At 56.9% G+C, this 19,798-nt stretch carries 20 protein-coding genes; 7 read left to right on the plus strand and 13 right to left on the minus strand.

What is annotated here, in order from left to right; translation table 11 throughout:
- The first annotated feature begins 74 nt into the window (after positions 1–74).
- Both SJY32_RS12495 and SJY32_RS12500 read left to right on the plus strand, forming a co-directional pair.
- Positions 75–680, plus strand: a complete 606-nt coding sequence (locus tag SJY32_RS12495) for a DNA-3-methyladenine glycosylase I (protein ID WP_376875758.1) — start codon at positions 75–77, stop codon at positions 678–680.
- A 67-nt stretch (positions 681–747) separates the two neighbouring features.
- Entirely contained in the window at positions 748–1,998 is a 1,251-nt protein-coding gene (locus tag SJY32_RS12500) for an Hsp70 family protein (protein WP_376875761.1), read from the plus strand.
- On the opposite strand, the gene SJY32_RS12505 is transcribed toward SJY32_RS12500, so the two are convergent.
- Positions 1,995–2,423 (minus strand): autoinducer binding domain-containing protein, encoded by a 429-nt coding sequence (locus SJY32_RS12505; RefSeq protein ID WP_376875764.1) that lies wholly within the window; start codon positions 2,421–2,423, stop codon positions 1,995–1,997. The two genes, SJY32_RS12500 and SJY32_RS12505, sit on opposite strands and share 4 nt — an antisense overlap.
- A gap of 150 nt (positions 2,424–2,573) precedes the next feature.
- Between SJY32_RS12505 and SJY32_RS12510 the strand changes: the two genes are divergently transcribed.
- On the plus strand, positions 2,574–3,182 hold the full coding sequence (locus tag SJY32_RS12510) for a helix-turn-helix transcriptional regulator (protein ID WP_376875767.1): 609 nt from the start codon (positions 2,574–2,576) through the stop codon (positions 3,180–3,182).
- Positions 3,183–3,195: 13 nt separating this feature from the next.
- On the opposite strand, the gene SJY32_RS12515 is transcribed toward SJY32_RS12510, so the two are convergent.
- From SJY32_RS12515 to SJY32_RS12550, 8 genes are all read right to left on the minus strand, one after another.
- Positions 3,196–4,296, minus strand: a complete 1,101-nt coding sequence (locus SJY32_RS12515; protein ID WP_376875770.1) for a flagellar basal body P-ring protein FlgI — start codon at positions 4,294–4,296, stop codon at positions 3,196–3,198.
- Positions 4,296–5,306 carry a flagellin gene (locus SJY32_RS12520; RefSeq protein ID WP_376875773.1) on the minus strand — a complete coding sequence of 337 codons (1,011 nt, stop codon included), beginning with the start codon at positions 5,304–5,306 and terminating at the stop codon, positions 4,296–4,298. The genes SJY32_RS12515 and SJY32_RS12520 overlap by 1 nt, the downstream gene beginning before the upstream one ends.
- A 1-nt stretch (position 5,307) precedes the next feature.
- Complete coding sequence (gene flgK, locus SJY32_RS12525; protein ID WP_376875776.1) at positions 5,308–6,762, minus strand: flagellar hook-associated protein FlgK; 1,455 nt, start codon at positions 6,760–6,762, stop codon at positions 5,308–5,310.
- A 27-nt stretch (positions 6,763–6,789) separates the two neighbouring features.
- Positions 6,790–8,130 carry a flagellar hook protein FlgE gene (locus SJY32_RS12530; RefSeq protein WP_376875779.1) on the minus strand — a complete coding sequence of 447 codons (1,341 nt, stop codon included), beginning with the start codon at positions 8,128–8,130 and terminating at the stop codon, positions 6,790–6,792.
- An 87-nt stretch (positions 8,131–8,217) separates the two neighbouring features.
- Positions 8,218–9,078, minus strand: a complete 861-nt coding sequence (locus SJY32_RS12535; RefSeq protein ID WP_376875782.1) for a flagellar motor protein MotB — start codon at positions 9,076–9,078, stop codon at positions 8,218–8,220.
- A gap of 81 nt (positions 9,079–9,159) precedes the next feature.
- Positions 9,160–9,960, minus strand: a complete 801-nt coding sequence (locus SJY32_RS12540) for a 3'(2'),5'-bisphosphate nucleotidase CysQ (protein ID WP_376875784.1) — start codon at positions 9,958–9,960, stop codon at positions 9,160–9,162.
- Positions 9,947–11,290, minus strand: a complete 1,344-nt coding sequence (locus tag SJY32_RS12545) for a TldD/PmbA family protein (protein ID WP_376875787.1) — start codon at positions 11,288–11,290, stop codon at positions 9,947–9,949. The genes SJY32_RS12540 and SJY32_RS12545 overlap by 14 nt, the downstream gene beginning before the upstream one ends.
- Positions 11,291–11,356: 66 nt before the next feature.
- A complete protein-coding gene (locus tag SJY32_RS12550; protein ID WP_376875790.1) occupies positions 11,357–12,841 on the minus strand; it encodes a DUF2125 domain-containing protein in 1,485 nt (494 codons plus the stop codon).
- Between the two features lie 142 nt (positions 12,842–12,983).
- Here SJY32_RS12550 and SJY32_RS12555 point away from each other — a divergent pair, with 142 nt between their 5' ends.
- Complete coding sequence (locus tag SJY32_RS12555; RefSeq protein WP_376875793.1) at positions 12,984–13,595, plus strand: enoyl-CoA hydratase/isomerase family protein; 612 nt, start codon at positions 12,984–12,986, stop codon at positions 13,593–13,595.
- Positions 13,596–13,655: 60 nt separating this feature from the next.
- Here SJY32_RS12555 and SJY32_RS12560 read toward each other — a convergent pair whose 3' ends face one another.
- The 3 genes from SJY32_RS12560 to SJY32_RS12570 form a co-directional block, all read right to left on the minus strand.
- Entirely contained in the window at positions 13,656–13,997 is a 342-nt protein-coding gene (locus tag SJY32_RS12560; protein WP_376875796.1) for a DUF2853 family protein, read from the minus strand.
- A gap of 164 nt (positions 13,998–14,161) precedes the next feature.
- Positions 14,162–15,550: an adenosylhomocysteinase gene (gene ahcY, locus SJY32_RS12565; RefSeq protein ID WP_376875799.1), complete on the minus strand. Its 1,389-nt coding sequence runs from the start codon at positions 15,548–15,550 to the stop codon at positions 14,162–14,164.
- Between the two features lie 133 nt (positions 15,551–15,683).
- Positions 15,684–16,157, minus strand: coding sequence for a hypothetical protein (locus SJY32_RS12570; protein WP_376875802.1), 474 nt, complete (start codon positions 16,155–16,157; stop codon positions 15,684–15,686).
- A 129-nt stretch (positions 16,158–16,286) separates the two neighbouring features.
- Here SJY32_RS12570 and SJY32_RS12575 point away from each other — a divergent pair, with 129 nt between their 5' ends.
- The 3 genes from SJY32_RS12575 to SJY32_RS12585 are packed head-to-tail and all read left to right on the plus strand — an operon-like array spanning position 16,287 to position 19,083.
- Complete coding sequence (locus SJY32_RS12575) at positions 16,287–16,871, plus strand: HD domain-containing protein (protein ID WP_376875805.1); 585 nt, start codon at positions 16,287–16,289, stop codon at positions 16,869–16,871.
- A 23-nt stretch (positions 16,872–16,894) separates the two neighbouring features.
- Positions 16,895–17,848, plus strand: coding sequence for a D-2-hydroxyacid dehydrogenase (locus SJY32_RS12580; RefSeq protein WP_376875808.1), 954 nt, complete (start codon positions 16,895–16,897; stop codon positions 17,846–17,848).
- Positions 17,845–19,083: a glycerate kinase gene (locus SJY32_RS12585; protein ID WP_376875811.1), complete on the plus strand. Its 1,239-nt coding sequence runs from the start codon at positions 17,845–17,847 to the stop codon at positions 19,081–19,083. The genes SJY32_RS12580 and SJY32_RS12585 overlap by 4 nt, the downstream gene beginning before the upstream one ends.
- Here the strand turns inward: SJY32_RS12585 and cobF are convergent.
- Complete coding sequence (gene cobF, locus SJY32_RS12590) at positions 19,058–19,789, minus strand: precorrin-6A synthase (deacetylating) (RefSeq protein WP_376875814.1); 732 nt, start codon at positions 19,787–19,789, stop codon at positions 19,058–19,060. The genes SJY32_RS12585 and cobF overlap by 26 nt on opposite strands.
- Positions 19,790–19,798 lie beyond the last annotated feature (9 nt).

The following is a 19,798-nucleotide window of genomic DNA, read 5'->3' on the forward strand; positions in this document are numbered from 1 at the left end:
ATCAGGAAGGCCATCCGCCGTGCTCTGGTCCGGTTAATGCATATCATTGGGCTTTGATGGCGAGGTAGTCTTATATGGAAATGACCGTTACTGGCCCCGACGGCCTGCCGCGTTGCAAATGGTGCGCGGCCGCACCGGAGTTTTTTGAATATCATGATGCGGAATGGGGGTTTCCCGTCGCGGATGATCAGCGTCTCTTTGAGAAAATCTGCCTTGAGAGCTTTCAGTCCGGTCTCAGCTGGCGCACGATTTTGACCAAGCGCGAGAATTTTCGCGCGGCATTCCGCGGGTTCGATATTGCCACTGTCGCGCAATTTAATGACCATGACATCACGCGTCTCCTCAACGATGCAGGGATTGTCCGTCATCGAGGCAAGATTGAGGCCGTTATCAACAACGCCAAGCGCGCGTTGGAGATGCAGACAGCGGAAGGCAGTCTCGCGCGATATTTCTGGGCCTTTGAACCTGAGGAATTGACAGTCCCCGTCAACGTTGCCACCTCGCCCGCCTCCATTGCGATCTCGAAGGATTTGAAAAAGCGCGGCTGGAAGTTCGTCGGCCCTACAACGGTTTACGCGTTCATGCAGGCCATGGGATTGATCAACGATCATCACCTTTCATGCAGTATTAGGCCCGCCGCACATCTCGCGCGCGCAGTGTTTACACGCCCAACAAAATAAGCGTTTCGTGCTTGTGTGACGCGCGCAAATTGTCTACTGCGCGTCCTTTGCCAATTCGGAGCGCCCCATGACCACACAGCAGAGCAAAACCCTTGCTATTGATTTTGGGACCTCAAACTCCGCTTGCGCGATCATCGATAACGGCATTGTTCGCCGCATTCCGATGGAACGCGAGAGTGAAACGCTCCCGACTGCTGTATTTTTCCCTGCATCGCGCGGCGGAATGCGTATCGGGTCGGCCGCAGGGCAGGCCCTGATCGACGGCGACGAGGGACGATACATGCGGGCGCTAAAAAGTGCTCTCGGGACGCCCCTTCTGAATGAGGCGCGCCTGATCGGCGGCAAAAGACGATCAATTTCCGACATCATAACCGCGTTCCTCGCGGAGCTCAAAGCGCGGGCCGAGACGGCAACAGGCGCGCATTTCACCAAAGCTCTCTCAGGCAGACCTGTTCGTTTTCATTCGAAAGATGATGCCCGTGACGCGCAAGCGGAAACTGATCTGCGGGCGTGCTATCTTGCAGCGGGGTTTGAGGCGGTCGATTTCATGTATGAGCCGGAGGCCGCAGCATTGGCGAGCGCAGGCGCCGCGGCATCGGGCGACATCGGGCTCATCGTCGATATCGGCGGCGGCACATCAGATTTCTCTGTATTCGAAATGCACGGAACGCAGGTCAAAATCCTCGCGAGCCACGGGATCCGTCTGGGCGGAACCAACTTTGACCACGCCGTGTCAATGAGCCACGTGATGGAGCATCTCGGCCACGGCAGCGAGCTCGAACGCGAGCTAGGGGACGGCAGGCTTCCTGTCCCAAGCAGCATTTTTGTCGATCTCGCAACTTGGGAAAAAATTCCGTTTCTCTACACGCAAGATACGCGGCGCATGGTGAAGCAGATGCTTCCCTTAGCCGTGGAGGCGCAGAAACTCGGACGTCTTGAAAATGTCTTGGTGGACGAATTGGGACATGATCTCGCGTTTGCGGTTGAGCGTGGGAAGATTGCGGCGAACGCGACGGGCGCGCGCAGTCAAATCGAGATGGGTCTGATCGAAAAAGGCTTGGCCGCGCAAATCACAGAAGGCAGCCTCAATGCGGCGCTCTCCACTTATGGCGATCAAATCCGCAATGCTGCGATGGAAACACTGGTAAGGGCCCAAACCGCACCGCAGCAGATCAAATCCGTCGTCTTCGTCGGCGGCTCGAGCCTGATGGGTATGGTCTCGCGGGAGATGGCCACGCTTTGCCCTACGTCACAGCAGGATTACGGCGAAGCTTTCACAGCCGTTGTCGACGGTCTCGCGTTAGCGACTCAAACTTAAGCGGCAAGGGAGAGGTCGTGCAAATCCTGCAAAATACCGTGAATGGTGCCCATCTCTTGCACGCTAAAGGGGGTATTTTTTCGACAAAAGCCCGCCATGGATCGGCAAGACAGCGGACCCACAGCGCAGGCGATCCCATGATTCAGGCCAAACTCCCGACCACGCGCGAAAACATGCTTCGTATCAGCAATTTGAATGTCGTCCCACCTTATGACTCCGGTGTTGGACATCGACCAATGAATCAACGGATCGTGGAGCATCAGGCCTTCCGCGTCGTAAACCTCAAGCCAAGCCGTGGGGTAAGTGCTTACAAGCAAAACCGGATGTGCGAAGCGCATCTGCAGCCCGATGGCGAGCCCTGCGTCGCTCATCTGGTCCAGCGTGTCGATCAACGGTTGCAAATGCTGCGGAATGTTGGAATTCATCTTGATTCAAACTGTCACCTTAATATGGCCGGACAAGAGACGAACTCGAAGATCAGTTCAAGGGCTTTCTTAAAGACGATGCGTCTTCACTTCTTTTCTCGGGCAATCGCCCATCGCGCGGCGGCAACGTCACCTAAGGTCAGGCCGTAGATGGGTTATTCAGACACTTACGAAAAGCTTGCGGCAGCGGCCCCTGCCGGATTTTATCTCGCCCTGCACGTCGGGTTTGCGTTTCCGGAGAGAGAAATCAATCGCCTGCCGCTGGATTGGATCGAATTTTACACGTCTCGTGGCTTATTTGTGCATGATCCCGTGTTGCGCTGGATCTATGCGAATGATGGAGCCGCCCGCATAGAAGACCTAAAGCTCGACGATCCCGCGAATGTGCTCCTCCTATCGCGGCGGTTTGGCCTACGGTACGGTGCTGTGGTCTCGGTGGAACGCGAGCACTCGCAGTGCTTGCGCAGTTATGCGACATTCTATCGCTCAGAACGCCCCTTCGAGCGGATCGAGATCTCGGCGCTTCAGGAGATCGTGAAAACTCTACATGCAGGTCTCGCGCGAGAACCAGAGTTGACTGCCGTGGAAGTTCAAACGTTACGGATGCTGTCACGCGGGATGCGCGTCAAGCAAATCGCACAGGCGGCAGGAATTACCGATAGCGCTGTGAAAGCGCGCCTATCCGGTGCCCGGCGCAAAACCGGCACGCGGACAACATCGCAGCTCCTAACAATAGCTGCGGCGCGCCGTCTGATTTAGCGCCGGCCTCAGATCAATGGACAAGGAATTCCGCGTGCAATGCCCCAGCGGAATTTATACTTTTCAAGATGTCGATCATATCGCGCGGGCTCACGCCAAGCGCGTTCAGGCCCGCAACAACTTCCGAAAGTGAGGACGTATCAGGAAGCTCAGCCATCCGCGTCCCGGGCTCTTCGACGATCGAGGCCTCCGTGCGCGGAACCACTACGGTTTCTCCCTCAGCAAACGGATTTGGCTGAATGGCTAGTGGTGTTTCTTGAATACGCAGTGTCAGATTGCCTTGACTGATGGCGACACGCGATATCCGCACATCTTGGCCCATAACAATCGTGCCGGAGCGTTGATCCACGACAACGCGCGCACGGCGCTCTGGCTCAACAGGGATATTCTCGAGCCGGCCAAGAACATGCGCCGGCGAGCGCATATTCGCCGTCGCAATATCCACTGCGACCGTTCCGGCATCCTGCATCAGCGCGACGCGCCGACCAAACTCGCTGTTGATAGCATTCTCGATACGGCCGGCAGTCGTAAAATCTGGACTGCGCAACGCCAAACGGATCGTATCGAGGGTGGTGAAATCAAACGCGATCTCGCGTTCAACCCGCGCACCCGCGGGAATAACACCTGCGGTCGGAACGCCCTGGGTGATCTTCGCAGCATCGCCCTCGGCGCTCACGCCGCCCGCAATAATCGTGCCCTGAGAAACAGCGTAAATTTCACCATCCGCAGCATTGAGGGGAGTCATAATCAATGTGCCTCCGAGAAGGCTTTTCGCGTCACCAATTGCCGACACCGTTACATCAATTTGACTGCCTGCGCGAGCGAAGGGAGGCAAGGTGGCGGTAACGAGCACAGCCGCCACATTCTTCGGTCGAAATTGCTCGCCCGTAACGTTAACGCCGAGACGCTCTAAGATATTGCTCATCATTTCTTCAGTGAAGGGTGCGTTGCGCAAGCCGTCGCCTGTTCCATTGAGACCAACGACCAGGCCATAGCCGACAAGATCGTTTCCGCGCACGCCGTCAAATTCAACCAGATCTTTAATTCTGATTGGCGCCGTTGAGGCCAAACTCGGCAGGACGGCAAGTAAAAGGGCAATGACGATTTTCCACATCACATGTAGTCCGTCAAACTAAGGTTCGCGAGCCGTGCTGTTAGAGTGTAGAGCGTTGTCATCTGGGTCTCCAATGCTTGCAATGCCGTCGCAGAGTCGTACTCGTCGACGGCAATCATTTCAGCCCGCGCGAGCGTCAGGGCTGCTGTCTCCGCGCTGTTTCGCGTGGCGACACTCTCGATACGTTCCTGTGCCGTACCGATGCTCGCACCGATATTCGAAACGCTGCTCGCAGAGGAAATAAGCGCCGCGCCCGCAGCATTTGCGATGAAGGCTCGTTTATCGGTCTCGCCGGCAAACAAGCCCTCCGAAAGCAATGCACCAATTGCAAGCGATTTTAAAACCTGCCGGACATCTGGATCTGCACCTGTAACGCTAAGGCTCGCCGTCTCTCCTTCCGCAAGCTTGAACGGTTCGAACGCCTCGCCACCTCGATAGGCAACGTCAAGATACCCGCCGCTACCCGCTGGCGCATCGAACCACGCATCAACTTGGCTGAGAACACCGCTGCTGGTTGTCTCGCCTGCGATCGCGCTGCCGATCGCGCTGAGAATAATCTGTGGATCGGCCAAAGGAGCTGTGTCGGTAGACTTACCCGAGAACAAAAAACGGCCCGCAGTATTGGTATTGAATGCCGCGACGGCGCTTTCGAACTTTTCGTTGGCGCTCAGGCCAACGACATCAATCATTGACTCACTGAGTGAAGATCCCGCCGTCAACAAAGCTGCACCGAAATCGGACGTAATATCACTGATAGTCTGGGTAACGGCCTGCATATTCGCGCTGAGCGTGGACGCTTCTTGCGAGACGAATTTGTAACTCTCAAGTGTTTTAAGCGATCGATCAATCCCGGCCAGTGCCGTGAAATCGCCCTTCAGCGCCGCTCCGACATCCGCGGCGCGGCCAGTCGTGAGCTCCTGTGTTAAACGTCCCATTTCCGCTTTAATTGAAACATTCTGGCGCTGCAAACGGAACATTTGAGCCATGTCGCCGACGGATACGAAGTTCATGTTACAGATCCAGAATTTGTTGCATCAATTGGTCAAGCGTCTGAATGACGCGCGCATTGGCTGAGTAAAACTGCTCGATCTGCATCAGTTTTTGCATTTCGTAATCAGTGTCGACGCCGTCTTCGAGTTGCATCTCATTCAGGGCCGTAGAGCGTGATAGCGCGTATGTCTCGCGATCTTCGTAGTCTTGCCGCGACGAAGACGCTTGGGACAAAATCTCCGCCGCGAGCCCGCTTGACGACCTAGCAACGCCTGTGAAGCTTCCTGAACTCGCATAGGCTGTGTTGGATAGCGCCTCTGCGAAGGCCGATATTTGCGCTGAATTCCCAACGGATCCTTGCGAGATCGCGCCTAAGCCATCACGCAAACGCCAAAGTTCGCCGCCGCGGGCAGGATCAACCAAAGCGTTCACAGCGATCCGGCCTGCGAGACCCGTCTCAGACGCAATATCAAGCGCGGCGCCAGCATCGGTGAACAAACCCGGATCCCCGGCGGACACCGTGGGATCCAGGCCGGTCTCTTCGAAGCGCGAGATAAAGTCTCGTGCAAGAGCGTCAATCTGGATTTGCATCTCCGGCGCCACTGTATCACGGATCGTGAAAAGGGCGCCGAGCGTCCCCCCCCCCATAACACCCGCATCGGAGCTATCGATCGAGAGACTTCCGAGTGACAAACCAGACAAAACCCCGCTCGTCAGGGTGCGTTCCGCGGTTACAACGCCGGAAGTGCTAAACCCGATCGATTTCGCGTTCCCCTCCAACAAAATTGCGCCGCCAGTCGTGTAGAGGGAAATCTGCCCTAAATCCCGCGTAACCTCGCGCACGGGAACAATTTCGGAGATCTTATCCACGAGCAATTGTCGCTCATCCATCAGAGCAGTCGCGTCACGTTGGGAGCTCAGCTGAGCGATGATCTGTGCGTTCAACTCGTCGACGCGCTGCAATGACGTATTGAGGGTCTCCACCTGACGACCAATTTCAACGTCCGCCGAGGTACGGATCGTCTCGATCTCCTTGGAGATGGAATTAATCTTCTCGGTAAGATCTTCCGCTTTGGCGAGAACGCTAGCTTGACGTGCTTCGCTATCGGGGCGGCTCGCCGAGTCAATTAAGGAGGCTTCGAAATCATCGATCACCGAGGTCAAAGACCCATCCGCGCCGCTTTCTCCCAAGACGGTTTCAATCCGCACATAAAAATCGGCAAGTGTCGATGCGTTTGCCGTGGCGGCATCTGCAAGGCGACGATCGGCGAGAACAACAGTGTTTACGGCGCGCGCCACCCCGTCAACCTTGACGCCGGCGCCATTCCCGTCGACGGTCTGTGACGATAGGTTCAATTCGCGGCGCGCAAAGCCCTCAGTCATGGCATTGGCGACATTGGAAGACACGACATCAGCAGCACGCGAAGCCGCTGCAAGCCCTGACAATGCGTTGGTAAGCGATCCCGTGATGCTCATGTCGTGAATCCCATCTGTTTAAAAGTCTTACCGCTTGATGTTGGTGGTTTCTTGCAGCATCTCGTCGACCGTCTGGATGACCTTGGCGTTCGACGAATAGGCGCGCTGGGTCTGGATAAGCGAAGTAAGCTCTTGCGCGACGTCGGTCGCAGAACCTTCACGCGCATACCCCACAACCGCACCCGTCGGGCCGTCACCGGCATCCCACAAGAAGAACGATCCGGATTTGGGCGACACTTGGAATGTCTGGTTGTTTAGAGCATTGAGCCCATTAACATTGGGAACATCAACGAGCGGAATCTGGTAGATGCTGCGCGTAAAACCAGTGTCATAAGTCGCTGTAATCAGACCTTTTTCATCAATTTCGACACCCGTCAGGTTCCCGACTGGAGACCCGTCTTTAGTGATGGATGTCGGCGCGAAACTATCAGAGAGCTGGGTCAGACCGTTTGTATCGCCAATCTTACCGATCGTGAGGTTGATACTTTGCAGACCCTCCGCGACCGTCAGATCAAGGGTGCCCGTTGCAGCGTCGTAAGCCGGCCCCGAAACAGTCGTGACGGAGGACAGCGTACCGCCGTTCACGCTCGTGTTGTCGAATACCAACGTGTAGGTGCCCATGATGCTCTCGTCGACGCCCGCAGTAGATGTATCATCCAAAGTGGCGGAGTCGCGAATGACCATTGTCCACGAGTTTGACGAGCCTGTCGCCGGGACGGTCGGTGTAAAGGTGACATCTAGGGTCTCGGACGTACCAAGATTTCCGAAATACTCAACGGAAAGCGGCAGAGCCTCACCGCTCGTCCCAGCGTAGGTCGACGTCGCGGGCAAATTCACCCCGAGATTTATTTTGGATGTAGGGTCGCCCGCGGTCTGGTTGGCGTTGATCACAACGGGTTGAAGGCCCGCGACTGTATCGCGCGGCAAGGTCGGAATTGTACCATCCGCATTCGCAGGCCAGCCAAGAAGAACGAGGCCGGATGACGTCTTCAAAATTCCGTCTTCATCCGTTGAGAACGACCCCGTCGTCGTCATCATCAACGGCTCGTCACCACTGTTGGAATTGAGCGACACCTCCGTCGTGACCGGCAACATCCCACGGCCGGAAATGGCGATATCGAGGGCGTTCGAAGTCGTGACGAGTGCGCCGCGCTCATCGATCGCGCGCGAGGACGTCGCACGAACACCGCCCGCCGAATAGGTGCCCGAATTCGTGGAGTTGGTGATCACAAGGCTATCAAAATCTGCCTCTGCGCGTTTATAGCCGTAAGTTCCGGAATTCGCGATGTTGTCGGAGATGGTTGCAAGCCTTGTCGCGTTGGCGGCAAGCCCCGCAACGCCCGCGTTGAGCGATGAAGAAATGGACATGTATTTGCGCCTTTCTGATGCTGGCATTCCCTATTGGAACCAAGATGCGTGCTGTGGTTTAAGATCTTGCTAACGACGACACATTCGTCAGGATTTCTTCCGGTCCGAGCGCAGAAGAATAATTTCAATTCGATTATTTCGTTCCGCCATCGGGTTCGTCGCGACCCGTTTGCGATCCGCGAATCCCGAGATCCGTTCGATCCGCGCGGCATCAAAACCCGCACCGGTGAAGATATCGCGCACCGCTGCGGCGCGGTCGGTCGAGAGATCCCAACTTGGGTTCACTTTCAGAATATTTGGATAGGTTTTGGTGTGCCCGTTGATCGCAATCTCGTTCGAAACGACGCCGAAAACGCGCGCGATCATGGATACAATTTCGATCATGATCGGTGTTGGCTGTGCCGAATTGCGCTCGAATAAGGGATCGTTTTTGATATCGAAAAACTCGACGATGAGCCCCTCGTCTGTAACGCGTGTCACGATATGACGGGCCAGTTGTTCACTGACCATCGATTCCCCACTCTTGCCCATGAGCGCTTTGTCGATCTCCTTCGCGATCTCCTCAAGCTTACCATTCTCGGAATCAGCGCCTTGGGTTTCCATGCCCGTTTGACCCCGGGATTGATGTTCCTCGGTAGGATTTGGCGCACTGCCACCGGAGCCGATTTGCGCGATCTGGTCCTCGGAGAAAACCGATTCCCCCCCGAAGGCCCCATCACCGCCACCGGAGATCCGGTTGATCGGAATCGTCGGGCTAAAATAATCCGCAATCCCCTTACGCTGTTTTTCAGTCGTGGCATTTAGCAGCCACATCAGCATGAAGAACGCCATCATCGCGGTCACAAAATCGGCGTAGGCCACTTTCCAAGCGCCACCATGATGGCCACCGCCACCGACGACTTTCTTACGCTTGATAATGATTGGAGCTGCGGAATCGCGCGCGGACATGGGCCACCTCACTTTGTTACAAAGTGGGTATAACAAGGGGGCCTTAACGTGCGCTTAAGCCATAAACCATTTACGTTTTTGTTATGGCACGATGCGATCAAGCATCGACTGATGCAGGGAAGGCTGGGCAGTGATCAGACCGTTGGATTGGGGGATCGCTCGATTGAACGTGAGCGCAAGGCCCTGACGGTCAGTGGATATTACACCGGCTCGCCCGGCAATCAGAGCACCGGCCGCGATATCCCATTCCCACGCGGGACGCATCGACAGGGCCACATCAAAACGCCCTGACGCAACCAAGCAAAGCCGCCAAGCAAGAGACGACCGAAAAGTGCGCGTAACTTGCGGGACGTTCCCCGCGCGCCAATGATGGGAAGCAAAACTCGCCGCCGAGGTAATAACTGTCGTCTCTGGCCCCAAAGGCGCACTGTCAGCAGGGGCCAAATGCTCTCCGTTGAGCAAGGAGGGGCCATCTACAGTGGCAGTGTAGAGATCGCCGCGCATCGGCACAAACACCACCGCCGCCGTCACTTGCCCGCCACGCGATATTGCGAGCGAATGAGAGAACCCGTCGGCCCCCTCGATAAAAGCACGGGTCCCATCGATCGGGTCAATGATAAAACAGCTCTCGCGATCCAGGCGCGCGAGATCATCGACGCTTTCTTCCGAAAGCCAGCCGTAATCCGGCCGGGCGCGGCGAAGCTCTGCCTCAAGCATGGCATTGATCGCAAGATCTGCCTCAGTCACCGGCCCTGCGCCCGCGTCTTTCTCCCAGACCTCGGGATTCTTACGCCAAAAACGCGATGCGATATCTCCTGATGCTTTCGCGGCCTCAATCAAGATCGCAAGGTCATCTTGGTGTGACGTATTACTTTCCGGCAAGGGTGAGACCTTCAACCAGCAAGCTTGGGATCACATGGCTAGAATAGGCGCGCCCATCATTGGCCGGGATAACACTGCGCAACATTTCGATCAAATTACCCGCCACGGTGCATTCGTTAACAGGATAGGCAATCTCGCCATTCTCGACCCAGAAGCCCGCCGCTCCGCGCGAATAATCGCCCGTCGTCGGGTTGATCGAGGAGCCGATCATTGAGGTGATCCAAAGCCCGGTGCCCATCTCGCGCAACAAAGCCTCACGAGTATTGTCGCCTTGCGTCAACGCGATATTCGACATTCCCGGAGACGGCGGCGATGATGTCCCACGTGCTGCGGACCCAGTGCTTTGCAAGCCCAGCTTGCGCGCCGTTGCGAGATCAAGCGTCCACCCCATCAAGACACCATTTTCCACGATCGTACGGCGCGCCGTCGGAAGCCCTTCCGCATCGAAGGGCCGCGATCCCGAGATTCGCGGGCGGTGCGGATCTTCAGTAATCGTCAAACCATTCGGCAACACCTGCTCGCCCAAGAGCGCACGTGCCCAAGACGCACCGCGCGCAATTGAAGCGCCGTTCGTCGCGCTGATCAGGTGGCTGATCAATCCCGCTGCAATACGCTCGTCGTAGAGTACGGGATAAGCACCCGTCGGCGGCTGTTGCGCCCCCTTGCGTTCAACCGCGCGCTGACCTGCCAGCACGCCGATAGAAGCAGCATCGGGCAGATCGGCCTGATACGTGCAGCTCTCCGCGGCCCAATCGCGCTCCATCTCCAGCCCTTCGCCAGCGATAGCAACCGCAGCGGTCGACCGCGACGTGCGACCATATCCGCCCTCAAACCCGTTTGACGCGGCAATGTGCAAGCGACGGCTCGAATAGCTCGCAGATGCAGACTGCACTTGCTGAACACCTTGAACGCCAAGTGCCGCCGATTCCGCAACCCGCGCATCATGCTCCAACGCCTCTGCGGAGGGCTCGGGCGAGGCATCGGAAAGCTCCAACGCATCCAAGTCCCAGTTTTGTGCGAGCTGCGAGGGATCGGCGAGGCCCAGATAGGGATCCGGAGGCGTTTCCCGCGCCATTGCAACCGCGCGCTGCGCCATTTCATCCATCGTGCGCTGCGAAATATCGGATGCAGACACGCATGCCTGACGACCGTCAATCAAAACGCGCAACCCGATCTCCACGCCTTCCGCACGCTCGGCCTGCTCCAGCCGCCCTTCTCGCACATCAATCGACACTGCGCGCCCGTCGACGGCGATGGCGTCTGCTTGCGTCGCTCCCGCCGCTTTGGCGGCGTTCAGGAGGGCATGCGTCAATACGGAGAGGTCTGTCATCGGATCGCCTTTAATGATGTGGGCTGCGCCTTGGCGTAGCGCCATGTTTGGGAGCATTCGCGCGACTTAGCGCAGGCGTTGGCCATTGGCATATACACCGCCATCCTCACGCATCTCGATCTTCGACGTTAAGACATCATCTCCCGCAGGAACAGCAAACAGACCAAGCATCATACGAACGCCCATCAATTGATCTGATGGCAAAAGACCCGTCGCCACCAGATTATCAATCAATGCGTTTCCGCCTTCGAGCCGCAGATCGACGGCTCCGGCCGGCATCGGAATCCCGGCAGCATTGTCGATTGTCGCCGCGCCGCTTCCGGTCAAGTCCGCGCCCATCAGTTTAACTTGCAGCGATTTCAGCGCGACCGATTGCAGTTCGAAGGGAACTTGACCGGTGGCGGCCATGTCGACAGATGCGCCAATCTCGCCGGTCACTTTTCCCATGCCTTCGAGGTCAACCACGATGCTCGCGGGAGTACGCGGCAAATGCCCTGACGGATCGAACATGGCCCAAACCTCGTCATTCACCGTCACGTTTTCCATCCGCAGCTCAACTCCGACTGGCGCAGCCTCACCGGGAACCATCGGGATCTGCAATCCACCCGTCGCGCTCGCCATATCAAGATGGATCGGGAACGGAAGCGATGGCATCGCCACATCCGCCGTTGCCTCGGCAGAGCTGACACAGTAGCGCGCACCGGTTTGATCCATGTTGAACGCAAGCGTGCCCGTTTGGGCGGTCGTTTTAGTGGTCATTGCGCCCATCGGGCCATCAGCCTCACTCGACCCTGTGGACTGTCCGAACTTCATCTCGCCCGACATACGCATCCCGTTCTCGAGCGCAGTCGCCAGATCTGTACTCGCCGCATCTTCGGGAGTCTTCATGTCAAACTTCATCGTCGCGTCGTTAATTTCGCCCGATGATGTGAAGGTGCCTTCGCCCTGAGGATCCGCACCGGTCGCCGTATAGCCAAGTCGCTCGATCTGGAAATCCGACGCAACCTGCATGCCCATGCCAGAGGTCACCGTTTCCGTGCCGCGCAGATTTTCCGCCGTGAAGCGCATGGTGACAGGCAAGCTCTCCTCGCCGTTCAAACCTGCAGGTTGGTCCGTCCGCGCCTCGATTGCCATCGCAGGCAGATCGAAGACAATCTTCATATCGTCCACATCACCCGAGATTTGCGCGACGAGATCGGTCTGGATCAACTCAATTTCTGTCTTCGCTTCGCTCCCGTCGAGCGCCGTGTTCGACATAACGCCGCGCGCCTTATCCGACATCGTCAGGGTTACTTCGCCCCCATCATCCGCCAAACGCAGCTCAGGGATTGTCAGCACCGCATCGCCGGTCTCGTTCGGGAACGTCATCACGACGTCGCGCAAAATCAGATCACTGCCCTGCGCCGTCTCCTTGGCGGTGACAGTCAAACCGGCGCTGGTGTAATATTCCTGCATCAATCCCCAGACATCATCAGGGCTGATATCTGCCTGCGCAGGAATAGCAAACGCTGCGAGAGCAGTGCTCATGACAAGGGATTTTTTCAAAGACATTACTTCCACCTATCGAGTTCGTTGCAGCGCCACGGGAATCTTCCGTCCGGCAGTTCCACAATCTGTTAGTATGATACATCATGACCCTGACCCAAAAGGTCAAGCGATGCATCGGCGGCAAATTGACTTGGGGGAGAGAATATTGATCGACTTGCACAAACGTGATGGCATCTGGTCCGTGACACTTAATCGGCCGGAGAAGGCAAATTCTCTCACGCGAGACATGTTAAACTCGATCGTAGCCCATGCGCGTGCGGCGGCACAGGCCAACGCCCGCGCCTTTGTGCTACGCGGGGAGGGCAAGGTTTTCTCCGCAGGGGCCGATTTGACGCAAGCGGCCGAAGGCCTCGCCGTTGATCCGATTTGGGAAGATGTTTCGGGCGCGATTGCGGCCCTGCCCTGCCTGACGATCGCCGCGCTCAATGGCACCTTGGCAGGCGGCGCGATGGGAATGGCATTAGCCTGTGACCTGCGCATCAGTGTCGCGAATGCCAATTTTTTCTATCCGGTAATGAAGCTCGGCTTTTTGCCGCAACCCTCCGATCCCGCGCGCATGGTCCGCTTGATTGGTCCTGCGCGGACCAAGATGATCCTGATGGCAGGCGCGAAAATCACGGCGCAAGAGGCGTTGAATTGGGGGTTGATCGATCGGATCGTCGATATTTGCACATTCGACGCAGAGATCGATGCTCTCACCCGCGACGTTTGCGGCGCGAGCGCGGATCATGTCACGGCAATTAAGGCAATGATTTAGCCCTAAAAAAGAGGGGCTCCCCTTTCGGCGAAGCCCCTCGCGATAAGATCGGGTTCTACTTCAGGCGTAGATGCTTTCTTTTCCGAAGTGCTTTGTGAGCATATAATAAATCACGGCGCGAAACTTGTTGCGCTCCGACTTGCCATAGGTCTCGATGACTGCATCAATCGCTGCATCCAGCTCTGGCCCATCTTTCAGGCCAAGTTTTTTCTCGAGAAAATTCTTCTTTACCGTCTCAAGCTCGGATTTGTCCGAACCGGCAACGGTCGATGCATCTGCGTTATAGATCGCGGGGCCGCATCCAATTGTCACTTTCGTGAGCAAATCCATATCCGGCGTCATCCCGCATTTGGTTTTCAGATCGTCGGCATATTTGGCGATAAGGTCGTCTCTTTTGCCCATGATTGTCGTCCTGTCCGTCAAGTTTTGATGATCTGCGCCTGAAACGCAGGATTGTCATCAAAGCCTAGGCGATGCGCAGACGAGAACAAAGCTAATTCTTTTCGGGCCAGATATGCAAATGGCCGCGCCTCGCGGCACGGCCTTTGTCCGCATGTAACGCAGACTTAGTAGCGATAATGCTCCGGCTTGAACGGACCGTCAGCCGTCACACCGATATAGGCGGCTTGCTCCGGGCTCAGCTTGCTCAATTTCACGCCAATGCGATCGAGGTGCAAACGCGCAACTTTCTCATCCAAATGCTTCGGCAAAATATAAACGCCGGGCTGATACTCGTCGCCTTTTGTCCACAGTTCGATCTGCGCGAGAACTTGGTTGGTGAACGATGCCGACATCACGAAGGACGGATGGCCCGTTGCGTTTCCAAGGTTCAAAAGGCGCCCTTCCGACAACAGAATGATCCGTGCGCCAGACGGCATTTCGATCATATCCACTTGGTCTTTAATATTTGTCCATTTGTGGTTTTTGAGCGAAGCAACTTGGATTTCGTTGTCGAAGTGGCCGATATTGCCGACGATCGCCATATCCTTCATCTCGCGGATATGCTCGATGCGGATCACATCCTTGTTGCCCGTCGTGGTGATGAAGATATCCGCAGTGGACACAACATCTTCCAGCAAAACAACTTCAAACCCATCCATCGCCGCCTGCAGAGCACAGATCGGATCAACTTCCGTAACCTTCACGCGTGCGCCTGCGCCCTGCAAAGATGCCGCCGAACCTTTACCCACGTCGCCGTAGCCGCACACGACGGCCACTTTACCGGCCATCATCACATCGGTCGCACGACGGATACCGTCGACCAGCGATTCCTTGCAGCCGTACTTGTTATCGAATTTCGATTTGGTCACGGAGTCGTTCACATTGATCGCTGGGAACGGCAATTGACCTTTCTTGTGCAAATCATAAAGGCGGTGCACGCCCGTGGTCGTTTCCTCGGAAACACCCTTGATTGCATCGCGGGTTTTTGTGAACCAACCAGGGGACTGCGCCATCCGCTTTTTGATCTGTGCGAAGATTGCCTCTTCTTCCTCGGATGTCGGCACAGCGATCAAATCAGTCTCGCCAGCTTCAACACGTGCGCCAAGCAGTACGTAGAGCGTGGCATCGCCGCCATCATCGAGGATCATGTTCGCACCGTCCGGGAATTGGAACGAGCGATCCAGATAATCCCAATGCTCGACAAGAGTTTGCCCCTTGATCGCGAACACAGGCGTTCCGCCCGCAGCAATCGCGGCCGCCGCATGATCCTGCGTCGAGAAGATATTGCACGACGCCCAGCGCACATCTGCGCCCAGCGCCGTCAGCGTTTCGATCAGGGCCGCCGTCTGGATCGTCATGTGCAACGAGCCGACAATGCGTGCCCCCTTGAGAGGCTTGCTCTCACCATATTCCGCGCGCAACGTCATGAGGCCCGGCATCTCTGTTTCAGCAATGTCGAGTTCTTTGCGGCCATAGGCGGCCAATGCGATGTCTTTAACGATGTAGTCGGCCATTCTCGGCTCCTGTATTGCGTTGCACGGCTCATATCATCTTCGGGGTTAAGGAACAATCTCCGGCCCCCCAAGCAAATGCTAGGAGGGCCGGTGTTTCTTTCCAACTTTATTGGGCGCATCGCGCGCGACAAGATTAACTTTGCGCAAGGAGTTGTTCTTGCTCCAGAAGCGCGACGGGGTTATCCCCCTGCTCCCAATCGATACCGGAGCTCACAACACATGCGATGCCATCGGCACGGGTATAAATTGCGGTCCACGTGCCCATGATATCGGATGCGTAGAGCGATACAGATCGACCGTCCGCGAGCGGCGAGTTTGCCTTTGCTGTTTCCGCAAAATCATGGTCGAGGGTCTCGACAACATTTTGGCGCAGGTCGCAGTAGGGCTCCGTCGAGGTCTGATCGTTCCCGTAGGTACTGATCGTATCAAAGACGGAGAGATCGCCAAAGCTGTCGCCCGACAAATCATCCATTGGGCGCGAGCTGCTTTGCGCTTGCGGCGTTTCCGGTGCGAACCCTGAGCGAGGGTCGGTTTTCGAGTTTGCCATCGTTACTGGGACGGCGAGGCCAGCCGTTACGGCGGCGAGGATCATCAGTTTCCGGCGCATGATGTGCCTTTCTACTGTCTGGTTCATGTTGGATATATAACGAGTGGAAGCCGCTAAAAGTTCCCGATTATATTTACTTGGCCTGAGCATCGCCCTAATCGTGATCAAATCGAACGGAAGGGATCATCAATGACGACGCGCGCTTGGCAACGGATGCTCTCGGGTCGACGGCTCGATCTTTTGGACCCGACTCCGATGGATATTGAGATTGAAGATATCGCGCACGGGCTGGCTTTTGTGGCGCGGTGGAACGGTCAAACGCGCGGCGACTGGCCCTATTCGGTGGCGGAACATTCTCTGCTCGTCGAGGAAATTTTTACGCGTGCCAATCCGGGCATCAGCGCCAGATGGCGTCTCGCTGCCCTCCTGCACGATGCGCCCGAATACGTGATTGGTGATATGATCAGCCCAGTAAAAGCGGCCGTTGGCCCGCAATATATCGAACTAGATCGAAGGCTGACGGAGGCGATACATCTGCGCTTTGGGCTGCCGACTGTCCTTCCTGCAGCGATGAAGAAAGCAATCAAAGCCGCCGATACGGTTTCGGCGCGGCTGGAGGCGGAGCAGATCGCGGGCTTTAGCTCTGCCGAGGCGGATCGCTTGTTCGGTAAACCCGATCCAAACCTGACCCGCGGGCTGAAACTGCTGCTGCGTCCGCCCGCCGAAGTTCGCCACGCCTTCACGGCCCATCACAACGAGCTTTCGCTCATCTGATCCGCTCAATCGAGGAGCCCCCTTTGACCCGCATCGTCTTTCTGGATCGCGCAACAATCGGCCCAACCATTAATCTCGCGCGCCCGAATGCGCCGCATGAGTGGGCTGACTACCCTACTACATCTTCGGATCAAGTGGTTGCCCGGTTACAAGGCGCTGAGATTGCGATTACCAACAAAGTTCCACTTCGGCGCAAGCACCTCGAACATCTTCCAGATCTAAAATTTATCGCCGTCGCCGCGACGGGATATGATGTGATTGATATCGATGCCTGCCGCGAACGGGGGATCACTGTCTCGAATGTGCGCGGATATGCAGTCCATTCGGTGCCTGAACACGTGATGGCCCTCATTCTTGCGCTCAAGCGCCAACTGCCGGGCTACCGTGAGGATGTCATAAAGGGGGATTGGGCAAGGTCGGGCCAATTCTGTTTCTTTAATCACCCCATTGAGGATCTGGCCGGCAAAACCCTCGGGATCATCGGCGGTGGCTCCATAGGGCAATCAGTCGCGCGACTGGCGCAAGCCTTTGGCATGCGGGTCATTTTCGCTGCCCGCAAGGGAGAGGCCGCGACATCAACCCGTATCGGGTTCGACGATTTTCTGGCCGAGAGTGACGTGATCACGCTTCACTGTCCGCTTAACGCGGAGACAATAGGCCTGATAGGTGCTGAAGAATTTAGCAAGATGGCGCGGCGACCTGTCTTGATCAATACTGCGCGGGGTGGTCTGGTGGATGAGGTTGCCGCAGTTAACGCTTTGAAGAGAAAAAATATTTCCGGTATAGGCTTTGATGTGACCACTCCGGAACCGCCCCTGCCGGATAACCCTTTAATGGGGATCGCGGACTTGCCAAATGTGATCCTTACGCCCCATGTTGCGTGGGCGAGCGATGAAGCGATGACGGCGCTATGGGCGCAAGTCATTGAAGGTATTGATGCCTTTATCGCGGGAACGCCGAAGAGGATATTAACGTGAACAAGCAAATCTTGCGCGGCGCTTTCGCCGCGGCCGTGGACGCCGCAACGCCAGCGCAATGTATTGCTGCCGCATTACCGGAACGACCGAGCGGCCGCGTGATTGTCATTGGCGCAGGCAAAGCGGCGGCGCAGATGGCCGCGGCCGTTGAGGCGCAATGGGGCGATGCCGTCGAGGGGCTTGTCGTCACGCGTTACGGGCACGCGGAAGGCGTCTCCTTGCGCAAGATCGGCGTGGTTGAAGCCTCGCATCCCGTTCCCGATCAAGCAGGATTGGATGCCACGCGGCGCATCATGGATTTGCTATCAGGTCTCACGCCAAATGATCTGGTGCTATCCTTGATATCGGGCGGTGGGTCGGCGTTGTTATGCCAACCGATCGACGGGATCAGCCTTGATGACAAACAAGAGCTGACGCGGGCACTGCTGGCTTGCGGCGCAACGATTGGCGAGATGAACGTTATCCGCCAGCGGCTTAGTCAGGTTAAAGGTGGCCGCCTCGCAGCCCTCGCAGCGCCTGCGAAAATCGTGACGCTGTTCATTTCCGACGTGCCTGGCGATGATGCCGAAACCGTGGCATCTGGGCCCACGGTGCGAATACCACCCCATTTGGAAAGCGCGGAGACAATCCTCGCGCGCTACAACATCATCCCGAATACGAGGGTCGCAGCCGCACTCGCCTCCCAAGCGTCGCGCTTGCCGGAAACAGGCGATCTTCAGGCGCATATGGTTGCATCGCCGCGGCAATCCCTTGAAGCCGCCGCGCGATATCTGGAATCACAAGGCTATACGACACTCATCCTATCGGACCGCATTGAAGGCGAGGCGAGAGAGGTTGGCAAAGCACTGACCGCAATCGCGATGAGTGCGGATTTCCTCGGCAAAGCGCCCCTCGCTTTGATTTCGGGCGGTGAGACATCTGTCACTTTACGCGGAAATGGGCGCGGCGGGCGCAACGCCGAATTCGCTCTTGGCGTGGCGATCGCTTTGCGTGGTGCGCGGAACATCTCTTGCCTCGCCGCAGACACTGACGGCATCGACGGATCGGAAGATAATGCGGGCGCCTATGTCGATGGCGAGAGCTTCAACGCAATGAAAGCCGCGGGCGTTGACCCGTTTGCCGCGCTCACGATGAATGACGCATGGGGCGCGTTCAATGCCATCGACTCGCTTTTTGTGACGGGGCCCACCGGCACGAATGTGAATGATCTCAGGATTTTTCTGATCGACGCATAAGATAGATATCCATCACCCATCCATGCGCCGCCCGCGCCCGCGCGCGCGTCTCGATGATCTCGGGGCCAATATCGCCCAACGCCCCCGACAATATCACCTGCTGCGGCATCCCCGCAAAGGCGGCCCACCAGATCTCGATCTCGTCCGGCGGCAAATGTTGGAATGAGCATTCGCCGTCCAGCATCACGACGACACTGCGCGCGGATGGCGGCCACCCCGCATCGCGCAACTGCCGGCCTGTTGTGATCACGACGGGCTCGTTAATATCGTTCAGTGGAATCGCATGCGCCGCGGTGAGCGCCTGAATAGACGTAATTCCGGGAATGACGGTCATCAGCGGCGCAGGTGACAACCGAGCGGCAATGCGCAATGTGCTGTCATAGAGCGATGGATCCCCCCAAACGAGCAAGGCGACCCGCCCAGCGCCGTCGATCGCCGTCATCCAGACCTGCGCAATCGCATCGTGCCAATCGTTCACCCGCTTTGCGTAATCGGGCTCCGCAAGATCACGGACAGGTAGATCGAACTCGCGGATCGCGACATCCGGCGCTACTTCCGCGCAAATATCGAGCCGCAATTCGGAAAGATCATCCTTACCTGCTTTACGCGGCACGATGATGAGATCTGCCGCTTTCAAGGCACGAATGGCCTGAAGCGTGAGATGCTCGGGGTTACCCGTGCCGATCCCAACCAAAAAGAGTTCCATCCTGCCTCC

The sequence above is a fragment of the Albirhodobacter sp. R86504 genome (genome assembly GCF_042466415.1).
Taxonomy (GTDB): Bacteria; Pseudomonadota; Alphaproteobacteria; order Rhodobacterales; family Rhodobacteraceae; genus Albirhodobacter.